This window comes from Ciceribacter sichuanensis, from assembly GCF_024055605.1.
Lineage (GTDB): Bacteria > Pseudomonadota > Alphaproteobacteria > Rhizobiales > Rhizobiaceae > Allorhizobium > Allorhizobium sichuanense.
In genome coordinates this window covers 302660-327551 of sequence record NZ_JAMXLX010000001.1, presented here as the reverse complement: position 1 = coordinate 327551, position 24892 = coordinate 302660, and the positions used below count along the sequence as shown (strand labels likewise).

Sequence of the window (24892 nt, the reverse complement as noted above, 5' to 3'; positions counted from 1 at the left end):
GTCTTCTGCCTGAAGGAATGCTGCGGTCCGGATCAGACCTCACCGAGGGCGTGCGCGATTTGCGACAGCTTTGCCACCGTATTGATGTTGCGCGCCGTGCCTAGCTTGAGAACCGGCAGTTTCAGCCGCGACCGGCCGGCACCGATCGGATAGTGTACATAGATCTCGCGACCGAGCACGACGACCTCCTCGCCATCAGGCGCCACAAGACCAGACAGCGCGTTGTCCGGCAGAGGTTCTGCGAAGAAGGTCACCAGCAATTGGCTGGGAGTTGCGTCAGGAAAGGGATTGGACGCAAGGATGGCGTCGAGTTCCGACGCGCTGCGGACGAAAACGCCCGGCGGCTTTCCGAGTTTCTCACCCAACGCGGCGTCGAGCCGTCCCGCCACGGACGCAGCGTCTTCATCGTCGCGGAAGATCAGGTTGCCGCTCTGGATGTAGGTCGAGACGTCGCGGAGCCCAAGACCTTCCGCGAGCGCCTTCAACTCACTCATCGGGAGCTTTCCGGTCCCGCCGACATTGACGGCCCGGAGTAAGGCAACGTGTACGGTCATGCCATGGGCTCCCTTTAAATCCTGACGCATCGCGCCCCGAAAAGGGCCGCGATGCGTCAGCCGTTACATCTTCCCCGCCACCTTGATAGCAAACGCGTATTCGAAGGCGATTTCCTCGAGGCGCTGGAAGCGGCCCGACTTGCCGCCGTGGCCGGCGGCCATATTGGTCTTCAGAAGGATCGGGGCTTCACCCGTCGTCTTCTCGCGCAGCTTCGCCACCCACTTGGTCGGTTCCCAATAGGTGACGCGCGGGTCGGTGAGGCCGGAGAGCGCGAGGATCGGCGGATAGGGCTTCTCACCGACATTGTCATAGGGTGAGTAGGCGGCGATCCAGCGATATTCTTCTTCCGACTCGATCGGGTTGCCCCATTCCGGCCATTCCGGCGGGGTGAGCGGCAGCGTATCGTCGAGCATGGTGTTCAGGACATCGACGAAGGGAACGGCGGCGATGATGCCGGCGAATTTCTCCGGCGCCATGTTGGCGACCGCGCCCATCAGCATGCCGCCGGCGGAACCGCCCTCGGCGATGATGTTTTCATAAGACGTGAAGCCTTCCTTCACCAGATGATCGGCAGCGGAGATGAAATCCTTGAAGGTGTTGACCTTCTTTTCCATCTTGCCGTCTTCATACCAGGAGAAGCCCTTGTCCTTGCCGCCGCGGATATGGGCGATGGCATAGACGAAGCCGCGATCGGCGAGCGACAGGCAATTGGTGTTGAAGCCGGCCGGGATGGTAATACCGTAAGCGCCGTAACCATAGAGAAGGCAGGGTGCGGAACCGTCGAGCTTCGTATCCTTGCGATAGAGGAGCGTGACCGGCACCTTCTCGCCGTCATGGGCTTCGGCAAAGACGCGGCGGGTGACGTAGTCATCCGGATTATGACCCGAGGGGACTTCCTGGGTCTTCAGGAGCACGCGCTCGCGGGTCGCCATGTTGTAGTCGAAGAGCTGCGACGGCGTCGTCATCGACGAATAGGAGAAGCGGATGACGTCGGTGTCGTATTCGGCAGCACCCTGCAGGCCGAGCGAATAGGCCTCCTCGGCGAATGCGATGGCATGCTCCTCGCCGGACTTGCGGTCGCGGATCATAATGACCGGCAGGCCGTCGCGGCGCTCCAGCCAGACGAGATGGCGGGCAAACGCCATGTGGGAAAGGATCAGGCGACCCGGCTCGTGCGGGACGATCTCCTTCCAGTTCGCCTTGCCCGGCGCTTCGACCGGGGCCTCCATGATCTTGAAGTCCTTGGCGCCGCCGTCGTTGGTGAGGATATAGAAGACATCGCCGCCTTCGGTCATCGAATATTCGATGCCTTCCTCCCGCTTTGCCACCAGCTTCGGCGCCGCCGTCAGGTCCTTGGTCGAGAGCAGGTAATATTCCGAGGTCTCGTGGTCGTGGATATCGATGTAGATGTAGTCATCGAGCAGCGAGCCGCCGACACCCATGAAGAAGCCGGGATCTTCTTCTTCATAGACGAGCCGGTCCGCGGACTGCGGCTGGCCGATGATATGGTGGAAGACCTTGGACGGACGGTGGTTCCCGTCCTGCAGCGTATAGAAGAAGCTCTTGCCATCCGGCGCCCATGCACCGCCACCGCCGGTGTTTTCGATCACGTCAGGCAGATCCTCGCCGGTTTCGAGATTGCGCACACGCAGCGTGAAATATTCCGAGCCCTTGTCGTCATAACCCCAGATACCGAAGGCATGGTCGCTCGAATGATCGATGCCGGCGAGACGGAAATAGTCCTTGCCGGCGGCCTCCTTATCGCCGTCGAGCAGAAGCTTCCGACCCGACTCGTCCTTGTGGTCAGCGTCGCGGGGAATACGGAAATAGCGCGGCTGCTCGCCGCCGGTGACGAAGGCGGTGCCGTAGGCATAGGGGCCGTCCTTCATCGGGATGGACGAATCGTCCTCCTTGATACGGCCTTTCATTTCGGCAAACAGCACCTTCTGGAGGTCCTTGGTATCAGCCATCGCCGCTTCCATATAGGCGTTTTCGGCTTCCAGATGCTTGCGCAGTTCCGCATCGAGCAGGCTAGGGTCCTTGAACATCGCCTGCCAGTTGTCGGCTCGCATCCAGGCATAATCGTCGGTGCGGGTGATGCTGTGCCGGGTGTCGGTGACGGGCTTTTTGGCAGCACTCGGGGCAGCGGGCAGATTGTTGAAGACGGACAAGGCAGAACCTTCCTTCGCAAGGAAAACATGTTGACTTCAAAGAGAGATAGAGAGGGGCAGCGCGGCGATCAAGGCGAAATCCGACGGGGTGGAGAATGTTCCGGACTGCGACAGGCAAGCGGCCTCGGGGTGGTTTTCCACGGTTTGATCGGGATCAATGCGCACGCTGCGACACCTTGACCTCTCCCGCTGTCAGATTTGATAAACGTCTATTTTTCCTCACTTTTGTGGCAAATTCATCAAGCAAAAGTGATCGGTACCGCCTGCAACGGTCTCATTTGTGACGATTTGTCACAGGGTGGCCACTTAACCTTTTTCAAAAATGGGAGCAGGAAGGCCTCCGAAGAAGATCCTCCCAAGCTTTTTCTTCATAACGGACGGTCGCGCGGTCGGAACTTCGGCCGCCGGCCGTCAAGCAACAACCGCCAACCTGCGTCGCCTCGGGCGAAGCAGGAGTGCTCTTGCTCGCCATGAAGAACGATATGACCATTCTCAAGAAGACCTTGCGCATCGCGCCCGTTCTTGCAGCGGCGTCGCTGCTTTCGGGCTGCAACTACGTGCTGCTCGATCCGGCCGGCTGGGTCGCGGAACAACAGCGCGATCTGCTGATCTACTCGACCCTGCTGATGCTGATCATCATCATCCCCGTGATGATCATGGGCGTCTATTTTCCGTGGCGCTACCGCGCCAACCGGCCCGACAACACCGACTACGAACCCGAGTTCGATCATTCGACGAAGTTCGAAATCTTCATCTGGGGCGTTCCGGTTCTGATCATCGCCGCCCTCGGTACGCTGACCTACATCTACACCCACAGGCTCGACCCCTACCGGCCGCTCGAGGCAAGCTTCGGCAAGCCGATCGAAGTGGAAGCCGTCGCGCTCGACTGGAAGTGGCTGTTCATCTATCCCGAGCAGGGTGTGGCGACCGTCAACGAGCTGGCCATTCCGGCCGGTCGTCCGGTCAACCTCAAGCTCTCCGCTTCCTCGATGATGAACGCCTTCTCCGTACCGGCGCTCGCGGGCATGATCTATGCCATGCCGGCCATGGAAACGAAGCTGCACATGATCGCCGACAAGCCCGGTACCTTCTACGGCCGCTCGGCCAACTATTCGGGTCCCGGCTACTCGCAGATGGAATTCCAGACGCTCGCCATGACCGATGCCGACTTCGACACCTGGGTTTCCAAGGTTCGCGGCAGCGGCGTCGAGCTGACCCAGGATGCCTATCTTGAGCTGGACAAGCCGTCCTTCTCCGTTCCGGTAGCTCACTATGCCGGCGTGATGCCGGATCTGTTCCAGCGTATCGTTGGTCTGTGTGTCGAACCCGGCAAGGTCTGCATGCATCAGATGATGATGCAGGACGAGCAGGGCGGCGGCGGCCTCGACGGCCTGAAGGACAAGGGCCTCTACGAATACGACGAACACCGGGCACAGGATGGCCATGGCGAACTGATCACCTCCCAGCGCGAGACCCCGAGCGCCGAGACGATCGCCAAGGCAGCAGCAATCAACCAGCTCTGCACCTCCGAGACCCTGATCAGCGCCGCGGCTGCCGCCATGTCGCTCGCCCCCGAGAAAGGAGCTGCAAATGCTCTCTGAAAACCTTCAGCACCTGATCTTCGGGCGGCTGGATCTTAACGCCCTCCCGCTTCACGAGCCGATCCTCGTCGGCACCTTCTGTGCCGTCGTGCTGGGTGGCATCGCGCTGCTCGGCGCGGTCACCTATTTCGGCAAGTGGGGTTACCTCTGGAACGAGTGGTTCACCTCCGTCGATCACAAGAAGATCGGCATTATGTACATCATCATGGCGTTCATCATGTTCGTCCGCGGCTTCGCCGACGCCCTGATGATGCGCGCCCAGCAGGCCATGGCGGCCGGCGGGGCCGAAGGCTTCCTGCCTGCGCACCATTATGACCAGGTGTTCACCGCCCACGGCGTCATCATGATCTTCTTCATGGCCATGGCCATGATCACCGGCCTGATGAACTATGTCATGCCGCTGCAGATCGGCGCCCGTGACGTGGCCTTCCCGTTCCTGAACAACTTCTCGTTCTGGATGACGGCTGCCGGTGCGATCCTCATCAACATCTCGCTGTTCGTCGGTGAATTCGCACGCGTCGGCTGGCTTGCCTATCCGCCGCTGTCGGGTGCCGCCTACTCAACCGGGGTGGGGATGGATTATTACCTATGGGCGCTGCAGATCGCAGGCGTGGGTACGACGCTATCGGGCATCAACCTGATCGCGACCATCTTCAAGATGCGCACGCCGGGCATGACCATGATGCGCATGCCGGTCTTCACCTGGACCTCGCTCTGCGCCAACGTCCTGATCGTCGCCGCGTTCCCGGTCCTGACCGCAACGCTCGCCATGCTGACGCTTGACCGTTACATCGGCACGCACTTCTTCACCAACGACCTTGGTGGCAACCCGATGATGTACGTCAACCTCATCTGGATCTGGGGCCACCCGGAAGTGTACATCCTGATCCTGCCGATGTTCGGCGTTTTCTCGGAAATCGTCGCCACCTTCTCGGGCAAGCCGCTCTTCGGCTACCGTTCGATGGTCTATGCGACCGCCTGTATCATGGTCCTGTCGTTCGTCGTCTGGCTCCACCACTTCTTCACGATGGGCTCCGGCGCCAACGTCAACACCTTCTTCGGCATCACCACGATGATCATCTCGATCCCCACGGGCGCCAAGATCTTCAACTGGCTCTTCACCATCTACAAGGGCCGGGTACGGATGGAAGTTCCGATGCTCTGGACGGTCGGCTTCCTGGTGACATTCACCATCGGCGGCATGACGGGCGTTCTGCTCGCGGTTCCTCCGGTCGACTTCCAGCTGCACAACACGCTGTTCCTCATCGCCCACTTCCACAACGTCATCATCGGCGGCGTGGTCTTCGGGGTCTTCGCCGCGATCACCTACTGGTGGCCGAAAGCGTTCGGCTTCAAGCTTGACGACACCTGGGGCAAGCGTTCGTTCTGGTTCTGGTTCGTCGGCTTCTACTTCGCCTTCATGCCGCTCTATGCGCTCGGCCTGATGGGCGTTACCCGCCGCGTATCGCAGTACATGGACACCGCCTGGCAGATCTACTTCATCGTAGCCGCCTTCGGCGCAGTCCTGATCGCACTCGGCATCGCCTCCACCTTCATCGGCATCGCCGTCTCGATCAAGAACCGCGAAGCCCTGCGCTGCGGTCCCGATCCGTGGAACGGCCGTACGCTGGAATGGGCAACGACCTCTCCGCCGGCGCCCTACAACTTCCCGCAGACGATTCGTGTCCATGGCATCGACGCCTGGTGGAGCATGAAGAAGGAAGGCTTCCGCTGGTCGACGACATACCGGCCGATCCACATGCCGAAGGGAACCTCGATGGGCCTTATCCTGTCGTTCTTCTCGCTGGTCCTGGGCTTCGCGCTGATCTGGTACATCTGGTGGCTGGCGGCTCTCGCCTTCCTCGCCGCGCTCGTTACCGGCATCGCCCACACCTTCAACTATGACCGCGACTACTACATCCCGGTCGAAGAGATCGCCAAGCAGGAAGCGCTGAGCAAGGAGGCGCTGGCATGAACATAGCAGTCAAGATCAACTCTCCCGTCACCGTCGTCGAAGAAGACGACGATCACGGCCACCACAGCAGCCCGACCTCGATCGGCTTCTGGATCTACCTGATGAGCGACTGCATCATCTTCGGATGCCTGTTCGCCACCTATGCCGTGCTCGGCCGCTCCTTTGCGGGCGGCCCGGCACCGGCCGACCTGTTCGAGCCGGGCTTCGTGCTGGCCGAAACCGTCCTGCTGCTCCTGTCGTCGATCACCTTCGGTCTCGCCATGCTGCAGATGGACAAGTCGAACAAGGCCGGCGTCCTTCGCTGGCTCGCCGTCACCGGCGTGCTCGGTCTCGGCTTCATCGTCATGGAAATCTATGAGTTCCATCACCTGATCGAGATCGGCGCCGGTCCGCAGCGTTCGGGCTTCCTGTCGGCCTACTTCACGCTGGTCGGCACCCACGGCGTTCACGTCACCGGTGGCCTCATCTGGCTCGTCACGCTGATGATCCAGGTCAGCCAGCGCGGTCTGGTCGAAGCCAACCGCCGCCGTCTGACGACGCTCAGCATGTTCTGGCACTTCCTCGACCTGATCTGGATCGGTGTCTTCTCCTTCGTCTATCTCGTGGGGATCGTACAATGAGCTCCAACAGCCACTCCACCGCTCACGCAGACCACGCCCATGGCGGCCATGACAGCCATGGCGATCACGGCGGCCACGGCAGCCACTCGACCCTGATGATCGGTTTCGCGCTCGCCGCGATCCTGACCATCATCCCCTTCGGCCTAGTCATGGCCGAAGTCGAGATCAGCAAGACTGCGATGATCGCGATCATCATGGGCCTCGGCGCCGTGCAGGTCATCGTGCATCTCATCTACTTCCTGCACCTGAACAACAGCCAGGAAGAAGGCTGGACCATGGCGTCCACCATGCTCACCGTCATCATCCTGATGATCGTGCTGGCGGGTTCGCTCTGGGTCATGCACAATATGAACGCGAACATGATGCCCATGGGCAACGACGCGATGCAGCAGGTGATGGGCGATGGCGAGACGACCGGCATTGCGCCGGAACCGGGCACCGAACATCAGACGCATTGACGACACTTGCGGGCGCCAAAATGGCGCCCGCTTCGTTTCAAGGACCGCTTGCCATGGCCGACCGCAAGACACCCGACATCAAGGCGATCATCATCCGCCCGCGCTTCTGGATCGTTATGGCGCTTGCAGCCCTTCTGACCGCCGGCTTCATATCGCTCGGCATGTGGCAGGTGCACCGGCTGTACTGGAAGCTGGATCTGATCCAGAACGTCGACGCGCGGGTCGCTGCACCCGCCGTCCCCGCTCCCGGTGAGGCAGACTGGGGCTCGATCACCCAAAGCAACGACGAATACCGCCACGTCACGCTGACCGGCACCTTCCTCAACGAGGACGAGGTGCAGATCTACACGCCGACCGTTCTCGGTCCCGGCTACTGGATCCTGACGCCGCTGAAGCGCGACGACGGCACCGTGGTCATGATCAACAGGGGCTTCGTGCCGGAGGACCTGAAGGACCCTGCGAAGCGCACGCCGCCGCAGGGGTTGGTGACCATAGACGGGCTGCTGAGGATTTCGGAAGATCGCGGCTGGCTGTTTTCACGCCCCAACGATGCCGAAGGACGCAAGTGGTTCCGCCGCGATATCGGCTCGATCACCGAGACGCTCGGGCTTTCTCCCGCCGCACCCTATTTCGTCGATCAGGAGGCCGGATCGGATCCGAAGGCATGGCCGCGCGGCGGCATGACCGTGCTCAATTTCCGCAATTCGCATCTGTCCTATGCGATCACGTGGTTCGCCATGGCCGCCATGACGCTGTTCATGTACGGCATATTCCTGCGTTTCGAGGGCTTCTTCGGCAAGAGCCGCGCCAGGACGACGGAAGAGGAAGCCGACGACGAGTGGGAGTGATTTCCCCTCCCCCACGCGCCGCCGGCAGCGCGTCTATCAGCCGTCGGTGCCGTGGGTCGAACGCGCCCAGTCCATATAGAGGTCGAGAGCCTTGCGGGCGACCGGGCCTTCCTGGAACTGGCGATCGTCGAGACGGACAACCGGAACCACCTTGGAATAGTTACCGGTGGTGAAGACTTCGTCGGCGTTCATGAAGTCCTCGACCGAAAGCGTCACCTCACGCACATCGAAACCCGCCTGACGCAGCAGACCGATGATGCGGGCGCGGGTAATGCCGGCGAGGAAGGTGCTGTTTGCAACCGGCGTCAGAACCACGCCGTCCTTGACCATGAAGACATTGGAGGATGCCGTCTCGACGACATTGCCGTTCATGTCGCGCACCAGCGCGTTGTCGAAGCCTCGCTGGTGAGCCTCATGGATCATGCGGCCGGAATTCGGATAAAGGCTGCCGGTCTTGGCGCCGGTCATGGCCGTTTCCGGCGTCGGGCGACGGAAAGGCGAGAGCGTCAGCGACGAGGGCTTCGCCGAGTTCATCGGAGCCTCGAACAGGCAAAGGGCGAAGCGGGTCGATTCCGGATCGGCGGCGACGACCGAGAACGGCGCGCCATGCTCGGCCCAGTACATCGGCTTGATGTAGATTGCCGTCTTGCCGTCGAACTTCTTGACGCCTTCCCAGGCGAGCTTCTCGATATCCTCCGCCGCCACCGTCGGCTTCATGCCCATGGACAAGGCCGAACGATTGATGCGCTGGCAATGCAGGTCGAGATCCGGTGCGATGCCGTCGAACCAGCGGGCTCCGTCGAACACCGTCGAACCCAGCCACATGGCATGCGACACCGGCCCGATGAGCGGAGGATTGCCGGAGATCCAGTCTCCGTCAACATAGGTCCAGGTTACGGTGCGGGCGGATGTATCGACGGCCATGGCGGTCTCCTGTTCTTGTCGTTGAAGCCATCAAGGGCAGGCGAAGCCTCGAGGTCAAGGGCAAACTCCCCCTGGAAAGCCAATTGGCAACAATCCGTGGCGCGGGCTTTTCGGTGCGCAAGATCTTTTCGTTGAATCAACAGCTTGTCAAATATATCGATCAAAATTAGTGATCGATCGCACGCCTTCGCGCCGCCGCCGCGACGTGGCATAGTCGGGCGATGGTTCGCCTTCGATCCGGCGTACCGGCAGGTTTTTGTTTCATCGCATGCCGCTGCCGCAAAACCGCTTAACACTTTGCGCGACATATTTTTGACCCAGGTGGGGAACAGATGACAGCAGCCTATGTCTTCGATGCCTATGGCACCCTGTTCGACGTGCATGCGGCCGTGCGCCGTCATGCCGAACGGGCCGGTCCCGATCACCTGCGCTTCTCCGAGATGTGGCGCGCCAAGCAGCTGGAATATTCCTGGGTGCGCACGTTGATGGGCAGCTATCGCGACTTCTGGAATCTCACCGAAGAGGCGCTCGACTATACCTTCGCCCGCATGCCGGAGGTCGACCGCTCGCTGCGCGCCGACCTGCTTTCGGCCTACTGGAAGCTCGACTGCTATCCGGAAGTGCCGGCGGTGCTGAAAAGCCTCAAGGCGCAGGGCGCGAAGGTCGCGATCCTTTCCAACGGCTCGCCCGACATGCTGGCGGCGGCCGTGAAGAACGCCGCACTGGACACGGTGATCGACGACGTCTTCTCTGTCGATGCAATCCGCGCCTACAAGACGGCGCCCCAGACCTATGACATGGTGACGACCGGTTACCGGCTCTATCCCCATGCCGTCTCCTTCCAGTCGTCGAACCGCTGGGACATCGCAGGCGCAAAGAAATTCGGCTTCCGCACGGTGTGGATCAACCGCGCCGGACTGCCGGACGAATATGCCGATCACGGACCGGACCTCATCCTGCCCTCACTGGAGAGCCTGCCGTCGTAATATTGTCGCCAGTGCCAGCCAGACATGGATGACATCAATTCAGGGAGAACGTCATGGCATGGTCAGCCGAACAATATCTGAAATTCGAGGATGAACGCACGCGGCCCGCCCGCGATCTCCTCGCGCAAGTGCCGCTTGGCGAGGCTGGCCATGTATTCGATCTGGGCTGCGGCCCCGGAAACTCGACCGAGCTTCTGATCGAACGGTTCGGCAAGGCTGCCGTCACCGGGCTGGACAGCGACGACGACATGCTGGCCAAGGCGCGCAAGCGGCTGCCCGGTACGCCTTTCCTTCAGGCAGACCTTGGCAGCTGGACGCCGCCGCAGCCCGTTGATGTCCTTTATGCCAACGCCGTGTTCCAGTGGCTTCCCGATCACCTTTCGCTGCTCGCTCGCCTCATGGATCACCTGACACCCGGTGGCGTGCTCGCCGTGCAGATGCCCGACAATCTCGACCAGCCGACCCATCTCCTGATGGAGGAAACGGGCGCCGCCGGGCCATGGAAGGACACCTTCGCCGGAGGACGCCTGCGGCGCGCGCGCCTGCCCTCCCCCGCGAGCTACATGGAACGGCTGTCGCCGAAGGCCTCCCGTGTGGATGTCTGGCACACGATCTACTATCACCCAATGGCCAATGCCGAGGCGATCGTCGAATGGGTGAAGGGCACCGGGCTTCGCCCCTATCTCACCGCTGCCGGGGCCGAAAACGAGGCCGCCTTTCTTGCCGATTATACCGACCGCATCCGGCAGGCTTATCCGCCCATGGCCGACGGCCGGGTGCTCCTGAAATTCCCGCGCTTCTTCGTCGTGGCGGTGAAGGCGTAACTTGTGTAAGAAGCGCTTCGACATTCCGGAGGGGCAACGACTGCCTCTCCCATTCCGAAAGCGCGCCCGATGAACAAGCCCTGGAAAACCCCTGTCATTCTCGCGCTCGGCGAAGACGGCAGCGACGTGACAATCGACACGACGGAGGCAGCCTCCTGGGCGATGATCGAGGATTGGCCGACCGAGGACGGACCGGCGCTCGACCGTGCGCTTCTGGTCTGCGCCGCTGTGCAGGCCGGCAAGAAGACGGACGAGGACGCCCGTCAGGCCTTCATCGCCGCAGCCGTAGAAGCCGGGATAGCCATGAAGAAGTGAACCGGCACGCGGGCCTTCTTTTCCAAGCGCCCGCCAGTTCTTTGCATTACGCATTTTGCGGCAAGCAAACCGCCGCGCACTCCTGCCGGTATCGGCCCAGTCCTCATTTCACCGCGCAAATGGCGTAGCGGTGCTGGGTGGCGCGTTCGAGGCCCTTCAGGAAACTGAAATTCTTCTTCTGTGTGCGATGGATCGCCCTCATGTCGGTATCGACTGTGACGGTCGAGAAACCGGCCTCCCGCAACAGGTCGGCCACCGCTTTGGCGCGCGCGCCTTGCGAGAAATAGACGCGGGAGAGGATGCTCTGGTGGGTCTCGGTCATCGCCCCGGCCGCCGGCCCGTTCTGCGGCTTGCCGCTTTCTCCTGTGAAGCGGGAAACCATGACGGCCAGGCGCTTGGCAAGCTTCGCGACCAGACCCGGATTGACGAAATCGCCGTCAACCACCAGCAGCTTCCCACCCGGCTTCAGCACCCGATGCCATTCGCGGAAGGCGGCGAGCGGATCGACCAGCGTCCAGACCAGATGCCGGTTGGTGACGACGTCGTAGGACGCATCGGCTTCCATGGTATTTTCCGCATCCCCCATCAGGAAACGGATCTGCCGTCCGCGGGTTTTCGCCTTGGCGCGCGCCCTTTCGAGCATCGGTTCCACCCAGTCCATGCCCGTCACCCTGAAGCCAAGGTCATCGAGAAGATGGGAGACGACGGCCGTGCCGCAGGCGAGATCGAGCGCCTGCCTGCCCTCGCCATCGCCCAGATGTCTGCGCAGCAGCGAATGCCAGGCGGCACGTTCCTCTTCCGAGAAAATCTCATGGCCGGGCTGGCTGTCGAAGGTCTCTGCCCGCAGCGACCAGTAGGCTTTGATTTCGTCGCGAAGATCGTGGTTCGAAAGGGCGGCGGCAGTCTGCATTGCGGAGGCCTTTGTGAAATATGAGCGATATTGGAAGCTTTCTAAAAGATATTAGTTGACTATAAAAGTCATAAAATAATAGATCGCTTCGAATTCCACTGCACAGGAGAGGACGACGTGCTCCATTTGAACAGGGTGGCCACCGCCGCCACGATTTCGCTCGCGCTTTTTTCGGGTATGGCCGAAGCCGGAGAAACGATCAAGATCAAGGATATCACCGGTCGTGACGTCGAGGTCAGCGTGCCGGTGGAACGGGTGATCCTCGGCGAGGGACGGCAGATCTATTTCACCGGCGCTCTCGACACGGATGCACCGTTCAAGCGCGTCGTCGGCTGGCGCGACGACTTCCAGAAGGCCGACCTCGACGGCTACAACATCTATCTCCAGAAATTCCCGGAAATGGCGAAGATCCCGACCTTCGGCGGCATGAAGGACGGCACGTTCGACATCGAGCAGGCAGTCGCGCTGAAGCCGGACGTCATCATCATGAACACGGAGGCGAAGTCCGCGACCGAGGAAAGCGGCTATATCGAAAAACTCGCCAAGGTCGGCATTCCGCTGGTCTATATCGACTTCCGCGAAAAGCCGATGCAGCACACCGATGAATCCATGCGCATCATCGGCAAGCTGTTCGGCAAGGAAGCGCGCGCCGAGGAATTCGTGAAGTTCCACGACGAGCAACTCGCCCGTGTCACCGATACGCTCGCCAAGGCCGGCGACCTGAAAAAGCCGGTGGTGTTCATGGAACGCGCCGGCGGTTATTCCGAAGATTGCTGCATGTCCTTCGGCAACGAGAACTTCGGCAAGATGGTCGAACTCGCCGGCGGCATCAACATGGCCAAGGACATCATCCCCGGCACCTTCGGTGCGGTCAATCCGGAGCAGATCATCGCGTCCAACCCGGATCAGGTGATCGTCACGGGCTCCAACTGGGAACTCTACGTTCCGGGCGGCGCCTGGGTGGGCGTCGGCCCCGGCGCAGACAAGGCCAAGGCCGAGGAAAAACTCGCGGCCCTGATGAAGCGCCCGGCCTTCACCGGCATCAAGGCGGTTACCGAGGGCAATGTCCACGCCATCTGGCACCAGTTCTACAACAGCCCCTACCAGTTCGTCGCCGTGCAGCAGATCGCGAAGTGGCTGCATCCGGACCTGTTTACCGATCTCGATCCGGAAGCCACCTTCAAGGAACTGCATGAGCGCTTCCTGCCGGTTGCCTATCACACCGGTTACTTCGCCTCGCTGAAGGCCGGCCTCTAAACCAGAACGGAAAGGCCGGCGGGAACCATCCGCCGGCTGCTTCGCCAAGGACGATACGAATGATTGCCAGATACGCGCGGGCGATAATCGCCCTTCTTCCATTTCTGGGCAGCCCTGCCCTTGCAGAGACCATCACCGACGTCGCCGGCAGGACGATCGAACTCGACCTGCCGGCGAAGCGCGTTCTCGTCGGAGAGGCGCGGCAGATCCATGTCATCGCCGCACTCACGGGCGAACATATGCTCGACCGCATCGTCGGCTGGCGTGACGATTTCCTGACCAAGGACCCGGACAGCTATGCGGCCTATGTGGAACGCTTCCCCGCGCTCGAAACCCTGCCGCGCTTCGGCTACGTGCCGAACGGCACCTTCAGCCTGGAATCTGCAATCGCCCTCTCGCCCGACGTGCTGACGCTCAACATCGAGTCGCAGAAGGGTGCGGAGGAGAGCGGGCTGGAAGACAAGGCTGCGGCTGCCGGCATCAAGGTCGTCTATGTCGATTTCCGCGCGAACCCGGCAAAGAACAGCGAAAAGTCGATCGAGCTTCTCGGCAAGATCTTCGGCAGCGAGGAAAAGGCACAGGAGTTCATCGCATTCCGCAGGGCGCAGATCGCCCGCGTGACCGACCGCATCGCCAGCCAGCCCGATCTCGTGCGTCCGAAGGTCTTCATCGAGCGCGCTCCCGGCAACGACGCCGAGAACGGTTGCTGCCGCAGTTTCGGCCCGGCCAATTTCGGCGAGATGGTCGAACGCGCCGGCGGCCACAACATCGCCGCGGACGTCATCAAGACGACCTTCGGCGATATCAGCATCGAACAGCTGATCGTCCAGAACCCGGACCACTACATCGCCACCGGCTCCAACTGGGCGGCCGAATCCAAGACCAATCGCTTCGTCCATGTCGGCCGCGGCGCCGATCCTCAGGCGGCGCGCGAAAAGCTGCAGGCGCTGGTGGAGCGCACCGGCTTTTCCGGACTGAAAGCCGTGGAGAACAAGGACGTTCACGCCGTCTGGCACCAGTTCTACGGCGCGCCTTACGAGTTCGTGCCGATCCAGCAGTTCGCCAAGTGGTTCCATCCGGAGCTCTTCGCCGATCTGGACCCGGAAGCGACTTTCCGCGAATTCCACGAGAAGTTCCTGCCGATCGCCTACAAGCCCGGCTATTTCGTCTCGCTCGAGAAGGGAACCAACTGATGGCCGTTGCCACCGAAACATTGCCCTCAGCCGAGGGACGCGTTCAGTACCGGGCGATGTCCGCCCGGCGTCTGGCGATCCTCGGAATGATGGTCGCCGCATTGCTCGTCAGCGTCGCCGCCGATATGGCGCTTGGCCCGGCCCGCTATACGCTGAACGAGGTCGTTTCCACCATCCTGTGGCCATCCTCCGCGGGCGACCAGCTGCGGGTGGTGATCTGGGACATCCGCATGCCGGTGGCGCTGATGGCGGTCACCGTCGGCGCCTGTCTTTCGCTTGCGGGCGCGCAGATGCAGACGATCCTCGCCAATCCGCTGGCGAGCCCGTTCACGCTCGGCATTTCCGCCGCCGCCGGCTTCGGCGCAGCCCTCGGGCTCGTGGCGGGCGTCGCAATCTTCCCGACCGCAGTGCAGTTTATGATCCCGATCAATGCCTTTGTGATGGCGATGGCTGCGTCGCTGTTCATCTACGGCGTCTCGACGCTGCGCGGAGTCACGGTGGAGACCATCGTGCTGCTCGGCATCGCGCTGGTCTTCACCTTCAACGCCCTGCTCTCGCTGCTCGAATACCTCGCTTCAGAACAGGCGCTTGCCGCGGTCGTGTTCTGGACCATGGGTTCGCTCACCAAGGCGACATGGACCAAGGTTGCGGTTACCGGCGTCGTGCTGGTTGTCTGCGTGCCGCTTTTCGCGCGCAATGCCTGGGCGCTGACGGCGCTGCGTCTCGGCGACGACAAGGCCGCATCCTTCGGCGTCAACGTCAAGCGGCTCCGGCTGGAGACCATGATGCTCGTCAGCCTGCTGGCGGCCATTCCCGTCTCCTTCGTCGGCACCATCGGCTTCATCGGGCTCGTCGGTCCGCATATCGCCCGCATGGTGGTCGGCGAAGACCAGCGCTTCTTCCTGCCGGGATCGCTGATCTGCGGCGCGCTGCTGCTCTCTGTCACCTCCGTCGTCTCGAAGACGCTGATCCCCGGCGCGATCCTGCCGATCGGGGTCATCACCGCGCTCGTGGGCGTTCCCTTCTTCTTCTCGCTGATCTTCACCAACCGGAGGCGCGCATGGTAGCCCTCAGACTCGAAAGCCTCGGCGCTCGCTACGGCAGCAACCGGATCTTCGAAGACATCTCCACCGGCATCATCGAGGGCGGCGGGCTGACGGCTGTGATCGGTCCGAACGCCGCCGGCAAGTCGACGCTGTTCAAGCGCATCGCCGGCCTGCTCAAAGGCGAAGGCGTGGTGCATCTGAGCGGCGAGAGTGCACTCTCTCGACCGATCTGTTACATGCCGCAGGACACAGGCGCGAACGCCGTCCTGACCGTCTACGAATCCGTGCTGCTGGCCGCCAAGCAGGGGTCCGGCTGGAAGGTCGCCGACGACGAACTCGCCGATATCGACCGCATCCTGTCGTCTCTCAAGATCTCCGATCTCGCCTTCCGCGACCTTGGCCAGCTCTCGGGCGGCCAGCGCCAGCTCGTCGCCATCGCCCAGGCGCTGGTGCGCAAGCCGGATATCCTGTTGATGGACGAGCCGACCTCGGCGCTCGATCTCTTCCGCCAGATCGAGGTGCTGCACTACATGCGCGAACTCGCCCGCGAGAGCGGCATCGCCGTGCTGATCGCGCTGCATGACCTCAACCACGCCATGCGCTACTGCGACCAGGCGATGGTGGTGGCCAACGGCAGGCTCGTGGCAAGCGGCCCGACGACAGAGGTCATCACCGCTGATCTCCTGCGCGAAGTCTACCGGGTCGATGCCCGCATCGAGAATTGCACACAGGGCCGGCCGCTGGTGATCGTCGACGCAGCATTGGCCTAGCGCATCGGCCCGAAAATCGGAATCGATTTTCAGAAAGCTCGATGCGTAGAATCAAGAATGCCAGAGCGCCGTGCGTCCAAATGGACGCACGGCGCTCTGGCATTCTTGGCCGGCGGCACCCCAACGGGACGACCGCGGGCGGCCCGATTCTATTAGCAGAACAATAATTCCATAGTGCGGAATAAAATCGCGCCATGTTCCATTCATACACATCTAATTAACCAGCAGCGAACATGCTCTTCTGCATCCACAACCGGAGATTCGGTGATTTCGATGCACAAGACCTCTTTGCTGGCCCTGACGCTCCTCCTGACCGCTGGCACCGCCAGCGCTCAGACGATCGGCGTCTCGATGTCAAGCCTCGACAAGTTCAAGACGGTATTGCTGAACGGCATTCTCGCCCATGGGAAGACGGTCCCCGGGCTGAAGATCATTTCCGAAAATGCCGAAGGCGACACCGCCAAACAGCTCGAACAAATGCGGAAATTCGTAGCGGACAAGGTCGATGCGATCATCGTCGCCCCGTCGGATGGTGACCTGGGACCGCAAATGTCGAAGATCGCCAGCGATGCCGGCATTCCGCTGATCTACGTCAACAACGAACCGTCGAACCTTGCCGAACTGCCGGAGAAACAAGCCGTCGTCGCCTCCGACGAGAAGGATTCCGGCACGCTCGAGACCAGGGAAGTCTGCCGGCTGCTGAACGGCAAGGGCAAGGCCGTGGTGATGATGGGCGAGCTTTTCCACGCAGCGGCCCGCAAGCGCACCGAGGACGTGTCCGATGTGTTGTCGACGGACACATGCAAGGGCATCCAGATCGTCGAACGGCAATCGGCAAACTGGTCGCGCGACCAGGCCGACAGCCTTATGCAGGAATGGCTGAAAGCCGGTGTCAAGTTCGATGCCGTGATCACCAACAACGACGAGATGGCGCTCGGAGCTATCCGCGCCATGAAAAACGCCGGGATATCGATGGACACAGTCGTCGTGGCCGGGGTCGATGCCACTGACGACGCGCTTGCCGCCATGGTGGCCGGCGATCTCGACGTCACCATCCTCCAGAACGCGACGGGCCAGGGCAAGGGCGCCATCGAAGCGGCCCTGAAGCTGATCAAGGGCGATAAGGTCGAGAAGACAAACTACGTGCCCTTCGAACTCGTGACGCCTGCCAACGTCGCCACCTACCTGCCCAAGAGCCTGTGAGAAAGCCAAGGACAACGACGATGAATTTCTGGAAAAAACTCGGTATCCGCACCCAGATCACCGCCGGCTTCCTGCCGCTGATCCTGCTTATGAGCTTCCTGTCGTTGACCGCCCTGAATGGCATGAGCGGTCTCGCCTCCATATTCGGCTCCTATCGCTCCACGGCCGGCCAGAGCCTTGCCATCTCCGACTATTCGAACCAGTTGCACGAAATCCAGATGGCGGCCGAAGCCTTCCGCTCGACACCGAGCGCCGAGGTCGCGGAACGCTTCCAGGCCGGTGTCAAGGCTTTCTCGTCCGACGACCCGCGACTGGCCGGCAACGCCGAATTGCAGCAGGGCATGGCGGCGATCCGAAAGAACATGGACGACTACAGCAAGGCCTTCGGCGAGATCGTCGCGCTGCAGACCAAACGCGAGGCGCTGATCGCCAAGGTGACGGAATTCGGTCCGTGGACGTCGATCGCGCTCAACGACGTGATGCGCAGCGCCTGGCGCCAGGGGGACCTCTCCACCCTGCACGCGACCGGCGACACCCTCGAAGCGCTGAACCGCAGCCTCTATTATTCCGAACGCTTCCTCCACGCCAACGACCTCAAGGCCTATGACACCGCACAGGCGGCGCTTGCCGAGGCTGTGAAACTCAACACCGCCGCCCAGAAGGCGGTCGGCAACGAGATCCAGCAGAAACGCCTGTCCGGCGCCGAAAGGCTGATGCAGAACTATACGGCCCGGCTTGGCGACGTGAAGAACGTGCTGCTCGCCAGCAACGACATCCGCGAGAAGCAGCTCAATGTGCTGGCGCCCCAGATCGCCACGGGCTTCCAGAACCTGCAGGCCCGGATCACCGGCGAGCAGCAGACGCTGGATGGCTCGATCGAGAGCACCGTCAAGTCGACCACGACGGCAACACTGGCCATTTCCGGCCTTCTGATCGTCATCGGTCTCGTACTTGCCTACACCATCGGGCGGCTGATCTCTTCGGCTGTCCGCAACATCGCCCAGGCGATGGAGCGCCTCGCCCGTGGCGACGAGTCGATCGCGATCGAGGGGACCGAGCACCGGCACGAACTCGGTGCTATGGCCCGCTCGCTGCAGGTCTTCCAGGAAACCGGCCGCGCCAAGCTGATCGCGGAAGCGAATGCCGAGCGCACCCGCCTTGCCGCGGAAGAGGAACGGCTGCGCCAGGAAGCGGAGCGCATTGCGGACGCCGATGCCATGGCCCATGCCTTCAGCCAGATCTCGGTCGGCCTGGACGCGCTGACGAAGGGCGACCTGACGGTCCGGATCGGTGCTGTCGACCAGCGCTACGAAACGATCCGCGATCACTTCAACAGCTCCGTTGCGAGCCTTGAGGAAGCCCTGCGCTCCGTCGTGCACGCCGTCAGCACGATCCGCTCGGGGCTTGGCGAAATCTCGTCTGCCTCGAACGACCTCGCCCGCCGCACGGAACAACAGGCGGCCTCGCTGGAGGAAACCGTTGCGGCGCTCGGCGATGTCACCCGCGGCGTCAACGGCACCGCGGAAGGTGCCGGCCGCGCCCAAAGCACCGTCGCGACCGCCCGCTCGAACGCCGAGAAGGGTGGCGAGATCGTGGCCCGCGCCATCGCCGCGATGACCGAGATCCAGGGATCGTCGGCCAGGATCGGCAACATCATCGGCGTGATCGACGAGATCGCCTTCCAGACCAACCTGCTGGCGCTCAATGCCGGCGTGGAAGCCGCCCGCGCCGGGGAAGCCGGCAAGGGTTTCGCGGTCGTGGCACAGGAAGTGCGCGAGCTTGCCCAGCGCTCCGCCAACGCCGCCAAGGAGATCAAGGAACTCATCTCGACCTCCTCGACGCAGGTCGAGGCCGGCGTGCAACTGGTCAGCGAGTCCGGCTCATCGCTGCAGGAGATCGTCGAACAGGTGGTGGCGATGAGCGCCACGATCGGCGATATCGCCACCAGCGCCCGCGAACAGGCCCTCAGCCTGCGCGAGGTCTCCTCCGCCGCCGACCAGATGGACAAGGTCACTCAGCAAAACGCGGCGATGGTGGAGGAAACCACGGCCGCCGCCCAGAGCCTCAGCCAGGAAACCGAAAACCTTGCCCAGATGATCGCGCGGTTCCGTACCCATGCGCCGGGACAGGTTCGTGGGCATCACCAGAGCTATGCGATGGCCTCGTAACGGCCCCCGCTTCCGAACGAAAAACAAGGCCGCCGGATTTCCTCCGGCGGCCTTGTTTCATGGAGCATGGGTTCCTTGGGAACGATTGCGCTCTCCGCCCGGCGCCTCGACGATCAGGTCGACGATCCAGCGAACGACGGGCATGACCACTAGCGCGGTGGGAAAGGCCACGATGTAGGACATGGCCCATGCCTGCGGGATGATGGTGCCGAGATCCGGCGTCAGTCCCGTGGCGCGGATCGTGGCGATCGAGGCCACGATACCGGACATCAGGAAAGACAGGATCATCGGCGTGACGATGTGCCGGCTGCGGGCCGGCAGTTTCCGCCGCCGTCCGCGCGCGGTCTTTTCGGCCGCGAGCGCGGCAGGTGTGCCGCCGCTCATGCCAGCCACTCCCGCGAGATCGGCTCGGCCGACTTCAGGAAACCCAGCTTGAAGAAGGCCTGCGTGTAGGGCTTGGCCAGATGTTCCTCCAGCGCGGCATGATCGGCGAAATCCTCGACCAGCAGGAAGGCCACATCATCCGCCAGCGAGCGATAGAAATCGAATTCCGCGCAAGCCGGTTCTTCAAGCGTCTCCTTGCGCAGGTCGAGAAGGGCGGTGCGCAGCTCTTCCTGCCTGCCGGGCTCCATCGTCAGCCGAACGACGCGCCTCTGGCGGCGGGTCTCCTGATTATCCGTCATGGGTGGGCTCCTTTTCCAGCGGTTCAGGCCTTTTCTATTGCCCGAGGGCCGCATTGGGCGCTATTCCCCAATGAGGCACATCAAATGGGCAAATTTGCACAATGCTGGATTGGGACGATCTCCGCTTTTTCGTGGCGCTTGCCGACGAGGGTTCGCTTTCGGCGGCGGCCCGCCGCCTCAAGGTCGATCACGCCACCGTCGCCCGCCGGGTGCAGGCGCTGGAGGAAAAGGCCGGTATCCGGCTCTTCGACCGGCGACCCCGCCGCTACCTGCTGACGGAAAAGGGTCGGCTGGTGGCCGAACGGGCACGGCGCATGGAGGGCGAAGTCTTCGCGCTGGAACGCGATATCCTCGAAACCGAAGGCGAAGCGCCGGTGGAGATTTCAGTGAGCGCGCCGCCGGTGCTGACCTCCTTCTACCTGACGCCGAAGATCGCGGCCTTCTACGAGGCAAGGCCGCGCATCAGGTTGCGGCTGGTGGCGGATGTGCGCAACGTCTCGCTGACCCGGCGCGAGGCCGATATCGCCGTCCGGCTCAGTCGTCCCACCGATCCCAGCCTCATCATCCGCAAGGCCGGCAGCGTGCGTTACCTGCTCCTCGCCTCCCCTGCCTATCTGGCGACACGAAAGCCCGAGCAATACGGCTTCATCCTGTTCGACGAATTGCTGGACGAAACGCCTCAGCAGGTCTGGCTCAAACGCATGTCGGCCGGCCGGGAGACGGTGCTTCGAACCAACGATCTCAGCGTTCAATGCGCGGCAGCAGCAGCGGGCGTCGGCATAGCCGCCCTGCCCGATTTCGTCGCAGCAACCTATGGCCTGCAAGTCGCCGGCGGTGAGGGAGAACACATCACGCGGGATATCTACCTCACCTACCATCACGATCTGCGCGACAGCGACACGATTGCCGCAACGGTAGCATTTCTGGCGGAATGCCTGCGGCCGGAACGGTGAACTCGCTGCACCGCGACGATTCGTGCCTGACGAAACGTGACGCTGCCTTTTGAGCAAAACATGTGGCTCGCAACCGACTTCAATCGTCCACAACAAGATTTCAGGCGGAAAAAATCATAAAAATCAAACTGATAGATGCGAATTTTTACCCGCGTTAAATTGTCGCGATTTTGTGTACGCAGTGTTTTCGAAGATTCGGTTGGACGCACTCTTGATGTTGCCCTAAGTCCACAGACAGGGAGGAGGATCGGGAGGTCCGCAGGCAGGCAATACCCCCCAAGGGGCCTGACACCCGGATCTCGCTAAACCCTCAAGGAAATCCGGAACAAAATCGTGCAAAACTCGATCAACGCCCCCTCCGGGATCATGCGGCTTTGGCTGTATATCCTGGCCGCGGCTCTTCTCGCAGCCGGCCTGTTCTTCGTTATCGGAGGCATAAAACTCATTACGCTCGGCGGCAGCTGGTACTTCACCATTGCCGGCATCGCCCTCGTCCTTTCGGCCATCCAGATCTTCCGCGCGAAATCATCCGGCGCGGCGCTCTTTGCCCTCACCTTCCTCGGCACCGTCGTCTGGGCCGTGTGGGAAGTCGGCTTTGAATTCTGGCCGCTGATCTCTCGCCTCTTTGCAATGTCCATCGGCCTGCTGATGGTGATGCTGACCTGGCCGGCGCTTCGCCGTCTTGCCGGCGCGGCCCCCAAGCGTGCGCCGATCCTCGGTTCGGCCGCCGTCCTCGCGCTCGGTATCGTTGCGACGACCGTCAGCGCCTTTTCGCCGAAGAACGTCGTTGCCCCGACACAGACGGCGGAAGCAGCCAAGTCGGTCGACAAGTCAGCGCCCGTCGCGGATTGGTCCGCATGGGGCGCCAACGTTGCCGGCACCCGTTTCGCCGCGCTGGACGATATCTCGCCCGCCAACGTCAACAAGCTTGCGGTTGCCTGGACCGCCCATACCGGCGAGACCCCGCAGAGCACCGGCTCCGGCGCGGAAGACCAGAACACCCCGATCCAGATCGGCGACAGCCTGTTCCTTTGCACCGCTTACGGCACGGTCATTTCCTATGACGTCGATAGCGGCAAGGAAAAATGGCGCTATGCCGCCGGTGGCACCGTTCCCGCCTGGCAGCGTTGCCGTGGCGTTGCCTATTACGACGGCTCGACCGCACAGCGCGTAACCGAGCAGCCTGACGGCTCGACTATCGATCCGTCCATCAGCCCGAAGCGCGTCTTCGTTCCCACCGTCGATGCCCGCCTGATCGCGCTCGATGCCGACACCGGCAAACCGGCCGCCAACTTCGGCGACAACGGCATCGTCGACCTCAAGATCGGTATGGGCGAAGTCAAGCCCGGCTACTACCAGCAGACCTCGACCCCGCTCGTCGCCGCCAATCTGGTGATCGTCGGCGGCCGCGTCGCCGACAACAACGAAACCGGTGAACCTCCGGGCGTCGTTCGTGCCTTCGATGCCGCCAGCGGCCAGCTCGTCTGGGCCTGGGATCCGGGCAATGAAGCCGTGACCCGCGAGCCGCTTTCCCCGGAAGGCTATACGCGCGGCACGCCGAATGTCTGGTCGGCCATGTCCTATGACCCCAAGCTCGGTCTCGTCTATCTGCCGACCGGCAATGCGACACCCGACTTCTGGGCCGGCGAGCGCACCGCGCTGGACGACAAGTATTCGTCCTCGCTCGTCGCCGTAAACATCGCCACCGGTCGCCCGGTCTGGCACTACCAGACGGTTCACCACGACCTCTGGGACTTCGACGTACCGGCGCAGCCGGTGCTCTACGACATCCCGAATGCGGATGGCAGCACCACGCCCGCCGTCGTCGCCGTCTCCAAGACCGGCATGATCTACCTGCTCAACCGCGAGACGGGCCAGCCTATCGCCGACATCGTCGAAAAGCCGGTTCCGCAGGGCAATGTCGAGGGAGAACGCTATTCGCCGACGCAGCCCTTCTCGGTCGGCATGCCAATGATCGGCAACCAGACGCTCGCCGAGAAGGACATGTGGGGCGCAACCCCGTTCGACCAGCTGCTTTGCCGCATCTCCTTCAAGGGCATGCGTCATGAAGGCGTGTTCACGCCGCCCGGTCTCGATCCGGCCCTGCAGTTCCCGGGTTCGCTCGGCGGCATGAACTGGGGTTCGGTCTCCATAGACCCGACGACGAGCTACATGTATGTCAACGACATGCGCCTCGGGCTGGCCAACTACATGATTCCGCGCGATGATGTGAAGGGCGGCAACGGCATCGAAATGGGCGTCGTACCCCAGCTCGGCACCCCGTTCGGCGCCATGCGCCAGCGCTTCCTGTCGCAGCTCGGCATCCCCTGCCAGGCTCCGCCCTTCGGAACGCTCTCAGCCATCGACCTGAAGACCCACAAGCTCGTCTGGCAGGTTCCGGTCGGCACCGTCGAAGACACCGGCCCGCTCGGTATCAAGATGGGTCTGCCGATCCCGATCGGCATGCCGACGCTCGGCCCGACGCTCTCCACCCAGTCGGGTCTGGTGTTCATCGCCGGCACCCAGGACTTCTACCTGCGCGCCTTCGACAGCCGCACCGGCCAGGAAGTCTGGAAGTCCCGCCTGCCAGTCGGCAGCCAGGGCGGCCCGATGACCTACCGCTCGCCCAAGACCGGCAAGCAGTACATCGTCATCACCGCAGGCGGCGCCCGCCAGTCGCCGGAACGCGGCGACTACGTGATCGCCTACGCCCTGCCGAACTGATTCCGGCAAGAGAAATCAGACCAAAAAGGAAAGGCCCCGGTTTCGCCGGGGCCTTTCTGCTTTTTCATTTCGCCTTCGGCGGTATCATTTCCGTCTCGATCTGAAGCGCCACGTCCTCGCCAAGGGCGGGGACCGCGAAATCGAGACCCCAGTCGGTGCGCTTGACGATGCCGGTCGCGGAAAAACCGAGCCGGGGCAGCTTGTCCATCGGGTGCTCGGCTACCGAACCGTTGAACCTGATGTCGAGGGTCACGGGATGGGTTTCCCCGCGAAACGTCAGGTCGCCGCTCACGGTGCCAGTATTCTCGCCCGTCAGCGTGATGTTCTTCGCCTCGAACGAAATCGGCTTTCCGGCCAGAAAATCAGGCGTCGTGCCGATCTTCCCGTCGAAATCCTCGACCTGCGGGAAGGGAAAATCCGTTTTGACCGAAGTCGGGTCTATCGAAACCGAGAGCTTTGATTGCGCAGGGTTTTCCGCATCCCACGCAAGATTTGCGCTGACGGTGGAAAAGCGCGCGGTATAGTTGGACAATCCGAAATGGCTGATCCGCCATGTCAGGCTTGTGTGAGCAGGATCCGAGACGTAGGTCCCGCTGGGCGCCGGCTTTGTCGCCGCCCCGGCCAAGGCCTGAACCGGGGCGGCGAGGAGAAAAACGAAGGCAAGTCTGAACATCTGATGATTTCCTTCATGAATACCCTGCCGACCGC

23 protein-coding genes are annotated in these 24892 nt (G+C 62.2%); 16 read left to right on the top strand and 7 right to left on the bottom strand.

From position 1 onward, the window contains the following. Positions 1–32: 32 nt before the first annotated feature. Together NBH21_RS01480 and NBH21_RS01475 are read right to left on the bottom strand one after the other, a co-directional pair. Entirely contained in the window at positions 33–554 is a 522-nt protein-coding gene (locus NBH21_RS01480) for a DUF1697 domain-containing protein (RefSeq protein WP_250912188.1), read from the bottom strand. Positions 555–617: 63 nt separating this feature from the next. Beyond that, positions 618–2726, bottom strand: coding sequence for a S9 family peptidase (locus tag NBH21_RS01475; RefSeq protein WP_250912187.1), 2109 nt, complete (start codon positions 2724–2726; stop codon positions 618–620). 470 nt (positions 2727–3196) lie between these two features. Here NBH21_RS01475 and cyoA point away from each other — a divergent pair, with 470 nt between their 5' ends. From cyoA to NBH21_RS01450, 5 genes are read left to right on the top strand one after another with little or no spacing between them, the layout of a single operon-like run. Then, the gene (gene cyoA, locus NBH21_RS01470; RefSeq protein WP_250912186.1) at positions 3197–4327 is read left to right on the top strand and encodes a ubiquinol oxidase subunit II; all 1131 of its coding nucleotides are present in this window, start codon (positions 3197–3199) and stop codon (positions 4325–4327) included. After that, entirely contained in the window at positions 4317–6302 is a 1986-nt protein-coding gene (gene cyoB, locus NBH21_RS01465) for a cytochrome o ubiquinol oxidase subunit I (protein ID WP_250912185.1), read from the top strand. The genes cyoA and cyoB overlap by 11 nt, the downstream gene beginning before the upstream one ends. Next, complete coding sequence (cyoC, locus tag NBH21_RS01460; RefSeq protein ID WP_250912184.1) at positions 6299–6922, top strand: cytochrome o ubiquinol oxidase subunit III; 624 nt, start codon at positions 6299–6301, stop codon at positions 6920–6922. Before cyoB ends, cyoC begins: the two co-directional genes overlap by 4 nt. Continuing rightward, complete coding sequence (gene cyoD, locus NBH21_RS01455) at positions 6919–7380, top strand: cytochrome o ubiquinol oxidase subunit IV (protein ID WP_250912183.1); 462 nt, start codon at positions 6919–6921, stop codon at positions 7378–7380. The genes cyoC and cyoD overlap by 4 nt, the downstream gene beginning before the upstream one ends. Before the next feature lie 53 nt (positions 7381–7433). Beyond that, positions 7434–8228, top strand: a complete 795-nt coding sequence (locus tag NBH21_RS01450; protein ID WP_250912182.1) for an SURF1 family protein — start codon at positions 7434–7436, stop codon at positions 8226–8228. Positions 8229–8264: 36 nt separating this feature from the next. On the opposite strand, the gene NBH21_RS01445 is transcribed toward NBH21_RS01450, so the two are convergent. Next, on the bottom strand, positions 8265–9152 hold the full coding sequence (locus tag NBH21_RS01445) for a branched-chain amino acid aminotransferase (protein ID WP_250912181.1): 888 nt from the start codon (positions 9150–9152) through the stop codon (positions 8265–8267). 332 nt (positions 9153–9484) lie between these two features. Between NBH21_RS01445 and NBH21_RS01440 the strand changes: the two genes are divergently transcribed. The 3 genes from NBH21_RS01440 (at position 9485) to NBH21_RS01430 (ending at position 11277) form a co-directional block, all read left to right on the top strand. Continuing rightward, positions 9485–10138 (top strand): haloacid dehalogenase type II, encoded by a 654-nt coding sequence (locus NBH21_RS01440; RefSeq protein ID WP_250912180.1) that lies wholly within the window; start codon positions 9485–9487, stop codon positions 10136–10138. A gap of 53 nt (positions 10139–10191) precedes the next feature. Beyond that, positions 10192–10962 carry a trans-aconitate 2-methyltransferase gene (tam, locus tag NBH21_RS01435; RefSeq protein WP_250912179.1) on the top strand — a complete coding sequence of 257 codons (771 nt, stop codon included), beginning with the start codon at positions 10192–10194 and terminating at the stop codon, positions 10960–10962. Between the two features lie 69 nt (positions 10963–11031). Beyond that, the gene (locus NBH21_RS01430) at positions 11032–11277 is read left to right on the top strand and encodes a DUF982 domain-containing protein (protein WP_250912178.1); all 246 of its coding nucleotides are present in this window, start codon (positions 11032–11034) and stop codon (positions 11275–11277) included. Positions 11278–11380: 103 nt separating this feature from the next. Here the strand turns inward: NBH21_RS01430 and NBH21_RS01425 are convergent, their stop codons facing one another. After that, positions 11381–12187 carry a class I SAM-dependent methyltransferase gene (locus NBH21_RS01425; protein ID WP_250912177.1) on the bottom strand — a complete coding sequence of 269 codons (807 nt, stop codon included), beginning with the start codon at positions 12185–12187 and terminating at the stop codon, positions 11381–11383. Between the two features lie 177 nt (positions 12188–12364). Here NBH21_RS01425 and NBH21_RS01420 point away from each other — a divergent pair, with 177 nt between their 5' ends. From NBH21_RS01420 to NBH21_RS01395, 6 genes are all read left to right on the top strand, one after another. Beyond that, entirely contained in the window at positions 12365–13444 is a 1080-nt protein-coding gene (locus tag NBH21_RS01420) for an ABC transporter substrate-binding protein (protein WP_250912790.1), read from the top strand. Between the two features lie 59 nt (positions 13445–13503). After that, positions 13504–14637, top strand: coding sequence for an ABC transporter substrate-binding protein (locus tag NBH21_RS01415; protein WP_250912176.1), 1134 nt, complete (start codon positions 13504–13506; stop codon positions 14635–14637). Further along, positions 14637–15704 carry a FecCD family ABC transporter permease gene (locus NBH21_RS01410; RefSeq protein WP_250912175.1) on the top strand — a complete coding sequence of 356 codons (1068 nt, stop codon included), beginning with the start codon at positions 14637–14639 and terminating at the stop codon, positions 15702–15704. Before NBH21_RS01415 ends, NBH21_RS01410 begins: the two co-directional genes overlap by 1 nt. Continuing rightward, entirely contained in the window at positions 15698–16453 is a 756-nt protein-coding gene (locus NBH21_RS01405; RefSeq protein WP_250912174.1) for an ABC transporter ATP-binding protein, read from the top strand. The genes NBH21_RS01410 and NBH21_RS01405 overlap by 7 nt, the downstream gene beginning before the upstream one ends. Positions 16454–16726: 273 nt before the next feature. Further along, the gene (locus NBH21_RS01400) at positions 16727–17656 is read left to right on the top strand and encodes a substrate-binding domain-containing protein (RefSeq protein ID WP_250912173.1); all 930 of its coding nucleotides are present in this window, start codon (positions 16727–16729) and stop codon (positions 17654–17656) included. Positions 17657–17676: 20 nt separating this feature from the next. Beyond that, entirely contained in the window at positions 17677–19824 is a 2148-nt protein-coding gene (locus tag NBH21_RS01395) for a methyl-accepting chemotaxis protein (protein ID WP_250912172.1), read from the top strand. A 57-nt stretch (positions 19825–19881) separates the two neighbouring features. Here the strand turns inward: NBH21_RS01395 and NBH21_RS01390 are convergent, their stop codons facing one another. Both NBH21_RS01390 and NBH21_RS01385 read right to left on the bottom strand, forming a co-directional pair. Continuing rightward, positions 19882–20208: a DUF2798 domain-containing protein gene (locus NBH21_RS01390; protein ID WP_113426174.1), complete on the bottom strand. Its 327-nt coding sequence runs from the start codon at positions 20206–20208 to the stop codon at positions 19882–19884. Then, the gene (locus NBH21_RS01385; protein WP_250912171.1) at positions 20205–20507 is read right to left on the bottom strand and encodes a putative quinol monooxygenase; all 303 of its coding nucleotides are present in this window, start codon (positions 20505–20507) and stop codon (positions 20205–20207) included. Before NBH21_RS01385 ends, NBH21_RS01390 begins: the two co-directional genes overlap by 4 nt. Positions 20508–20608: 101 nt before the next feature. Between NBH21_RS01385 and NBH21_RS01380 the strand changes: the two genes are divergently transcribed. Together NBH21_RS01380 and NBH21_RS01375 are read left to right on the top strand one after the other, a co-directional pair. Beyond that, complete coding sequence (locus NBH21_RS01380) at positions 20609–21460, top strand: LysR family transcriptional regulator (RefSeq protein WP_250912170.1); 852 nt, start codon at positions 20609–20611, stop codon at positions 21458–21460. 333 nt (positions 21461–21793) lie between these two features. Then, on the top strand, positions 21794–24184 hold the full coding sequence (locus NBH21_RS01375; protein WP_342451972.1) for a membrane-bound PQQ-dependent dehydrogenase, glucose/quinate/shikimate family: 2391 nt from the start codon (positions 21794–21796) through the stop codon (positions 24182–24184). 64 nt (positions 24185–24248) lie between these two features. Here the strand turns inward: NBH21_RS01375 and NBH21_RS01370 are convergent, their stop codons facing one another. Next, the gene (locus NBH21_RS01370; RefSeq protein ID WP_250912169.1) at positions 24249–24857 is read right to left on the bottom strand and encodes a YceI family protein; all 609 of its coding nucleotides are present in this window, start codon (positions 24855–24857) and stop codon (positions 24249–24251) included. Between the last annotated feature and the right edge of the window lie 35 nt (positions 24858–24892).

What these genes read in the sequence shown, in the direction of transcription:
- NBH21_RS01480 (WP_250912188.1), bottom strand. Translation starts at nt 554, where the DNA reads ATGACCGTACACGTTGCCTTACTCCGGGCCGTCAATGTCGGCGGGACC.
- NBH21_RS01420 (WP_250912790.1), top strand. Translation starts at nt 12,365, where the DNA reads ATGGCCGAAGCCGGAGAAACGATCAAGATCAAGGATATCACCGGTCGT.
- NBH21_RS01400 (WP_250912173.1), top strand. Translation starts at nt 16,727, where the DNA reads ATGCACAAGACCTCTTTGCTGGCCCTGACGCTCCTCCTGACCGCTGGC.
- tam (WP_250912179.1), top strand. Translation starts at nt 10,192, where the DNA reads ATGGCATGGTCAGCCGAACAATATCTGAAATTCGAGGATGAACGCACG.
- cyoA (WP_250912186.1), top strand. Translation starts at nt 3,197, where the DNA reads ATGAAGAACGATATGACCATTCTCAAGAAGACCTTGCGCATCGCGCCC.
- NBH21_RS01450 (WP_250912182.1), top strand. Translation starts at nt 7,434, where the DNA reads ATGGCCGACCGCAAGACACCCGACATCAAGGCGATCATCATCCGCCCG.
- cyoB (WP_250912185.1), top strand. Translation starts at nt 4,317, where the DNA reads ATGCTCTCTGAAAACCTTCAGCACCTGATCTTCGGGCGGCTGGATCTT.
- NBH21_RS01390 (WP_113426174.1), bottom strand. Translation starts at nt 20,208, where the DNA reads ATGAGCGGCGGCACACCTGCCGCGCTCGCGGCCGAAAAGACCGCGCGC.
- NBH21_RS01380 (WP_250912170.1), top strand. Translation starts at nt 20,609, where the DNA reads ATGCTGGATTGGGACGATCTCCGCTTTTTCGTGGCGCTTGCCGACGAG.
- cyoD (WP_250912183.1), top strand. Translation starts at nt 6,919, where the DNA reads ATGAGCTCCAACAGCCACTCCACCGCTCACGCAGACCACGCCCATGGC.
- NBH21_RS01440 (WP_250912180.1), top strand. Translation starts at nt 9,485, where the DNA reads ATGACAGCAGCCTATGTCTTCGATGCCTATGGCACCCTGTTCGACGTG.
- NBH21_RS01430 (WP_250912178.1), top strand. Translation starts at nt 11,032, where the DNA reads ATGAACAAGCCCTGGAAAACCCCTGTCATTCTCGCGCTCGGCGAAGAC.
- NBH21_RS01395 (WP_250912172.1), top strand. Translation starts at nt 17,677, where the DNA reads ATGAATTTCTGGAAAAAACTCGGTATCCGCACCCAGATCACCGCCGGC.
- NBH21_RS01370 (WP_250912169.1), bottom strand. Translation starts at nt 24,857, where the DNA reads ATGTTCAGACTTGCCTTCGTTTTTCTCCTCGCCGCCCCGGTTCAGGCC.
- NBH21_RS01425 (WP_250912177.1), bottom strand. Translation starts at nt 12,187, where the DNA reads ATGCAGACTGCCGCCGCCCTTTCGAACCACGATCTTCGCGACGAAATC.
- NBH21_RS01445 (WP_250912181.1), bottom strand. Translation starts at nt 9,152, where the DNA reads ATGGCCGTCGATACATCCGCCCGCACCGTAACCTGGACCTATGTTGAC.
- cyoC (WP_250912184.1), top strand. Translation starts at nt 6,299, where the DNA reads ATGAACATAGCAGTCAAGATCAACTCTCCCGTCACCGTCGTCGAAGAA.
- NBH21_RS01385 (WP_250912171.1), bottom strand. Translation starts at nt 20,507, where the DNA reads ATGACGGATAATCAGGAGACCCGCCGCCAGAGGCGCGTCGTTCGGCTG.
- NBH21_RS01405 (WP_250912174.1), top strand. Translation starts at nt 15,698, where the DNA reads ATGGTAGCCCTCAGACTCGAAAGCCTCGGCGCTCGCTACGGCAGCAAC.
- NBH21_RS01415 (WP_250912176.1), top strand. Translation starts at nt 13,504, where the DNA reads ATGATTGCCAGATACGCGCGGGCGATAATCGCCCTTCTTCCATTTCTG.
- NBH21_RS01410 (WP_250912175.1), top strand. Translation starts at nt 14,637, where the DNA reads ATGGCCGTTGCCACCGAAACATTGCCCTCAGCCGAGGGACGCGTTCAG.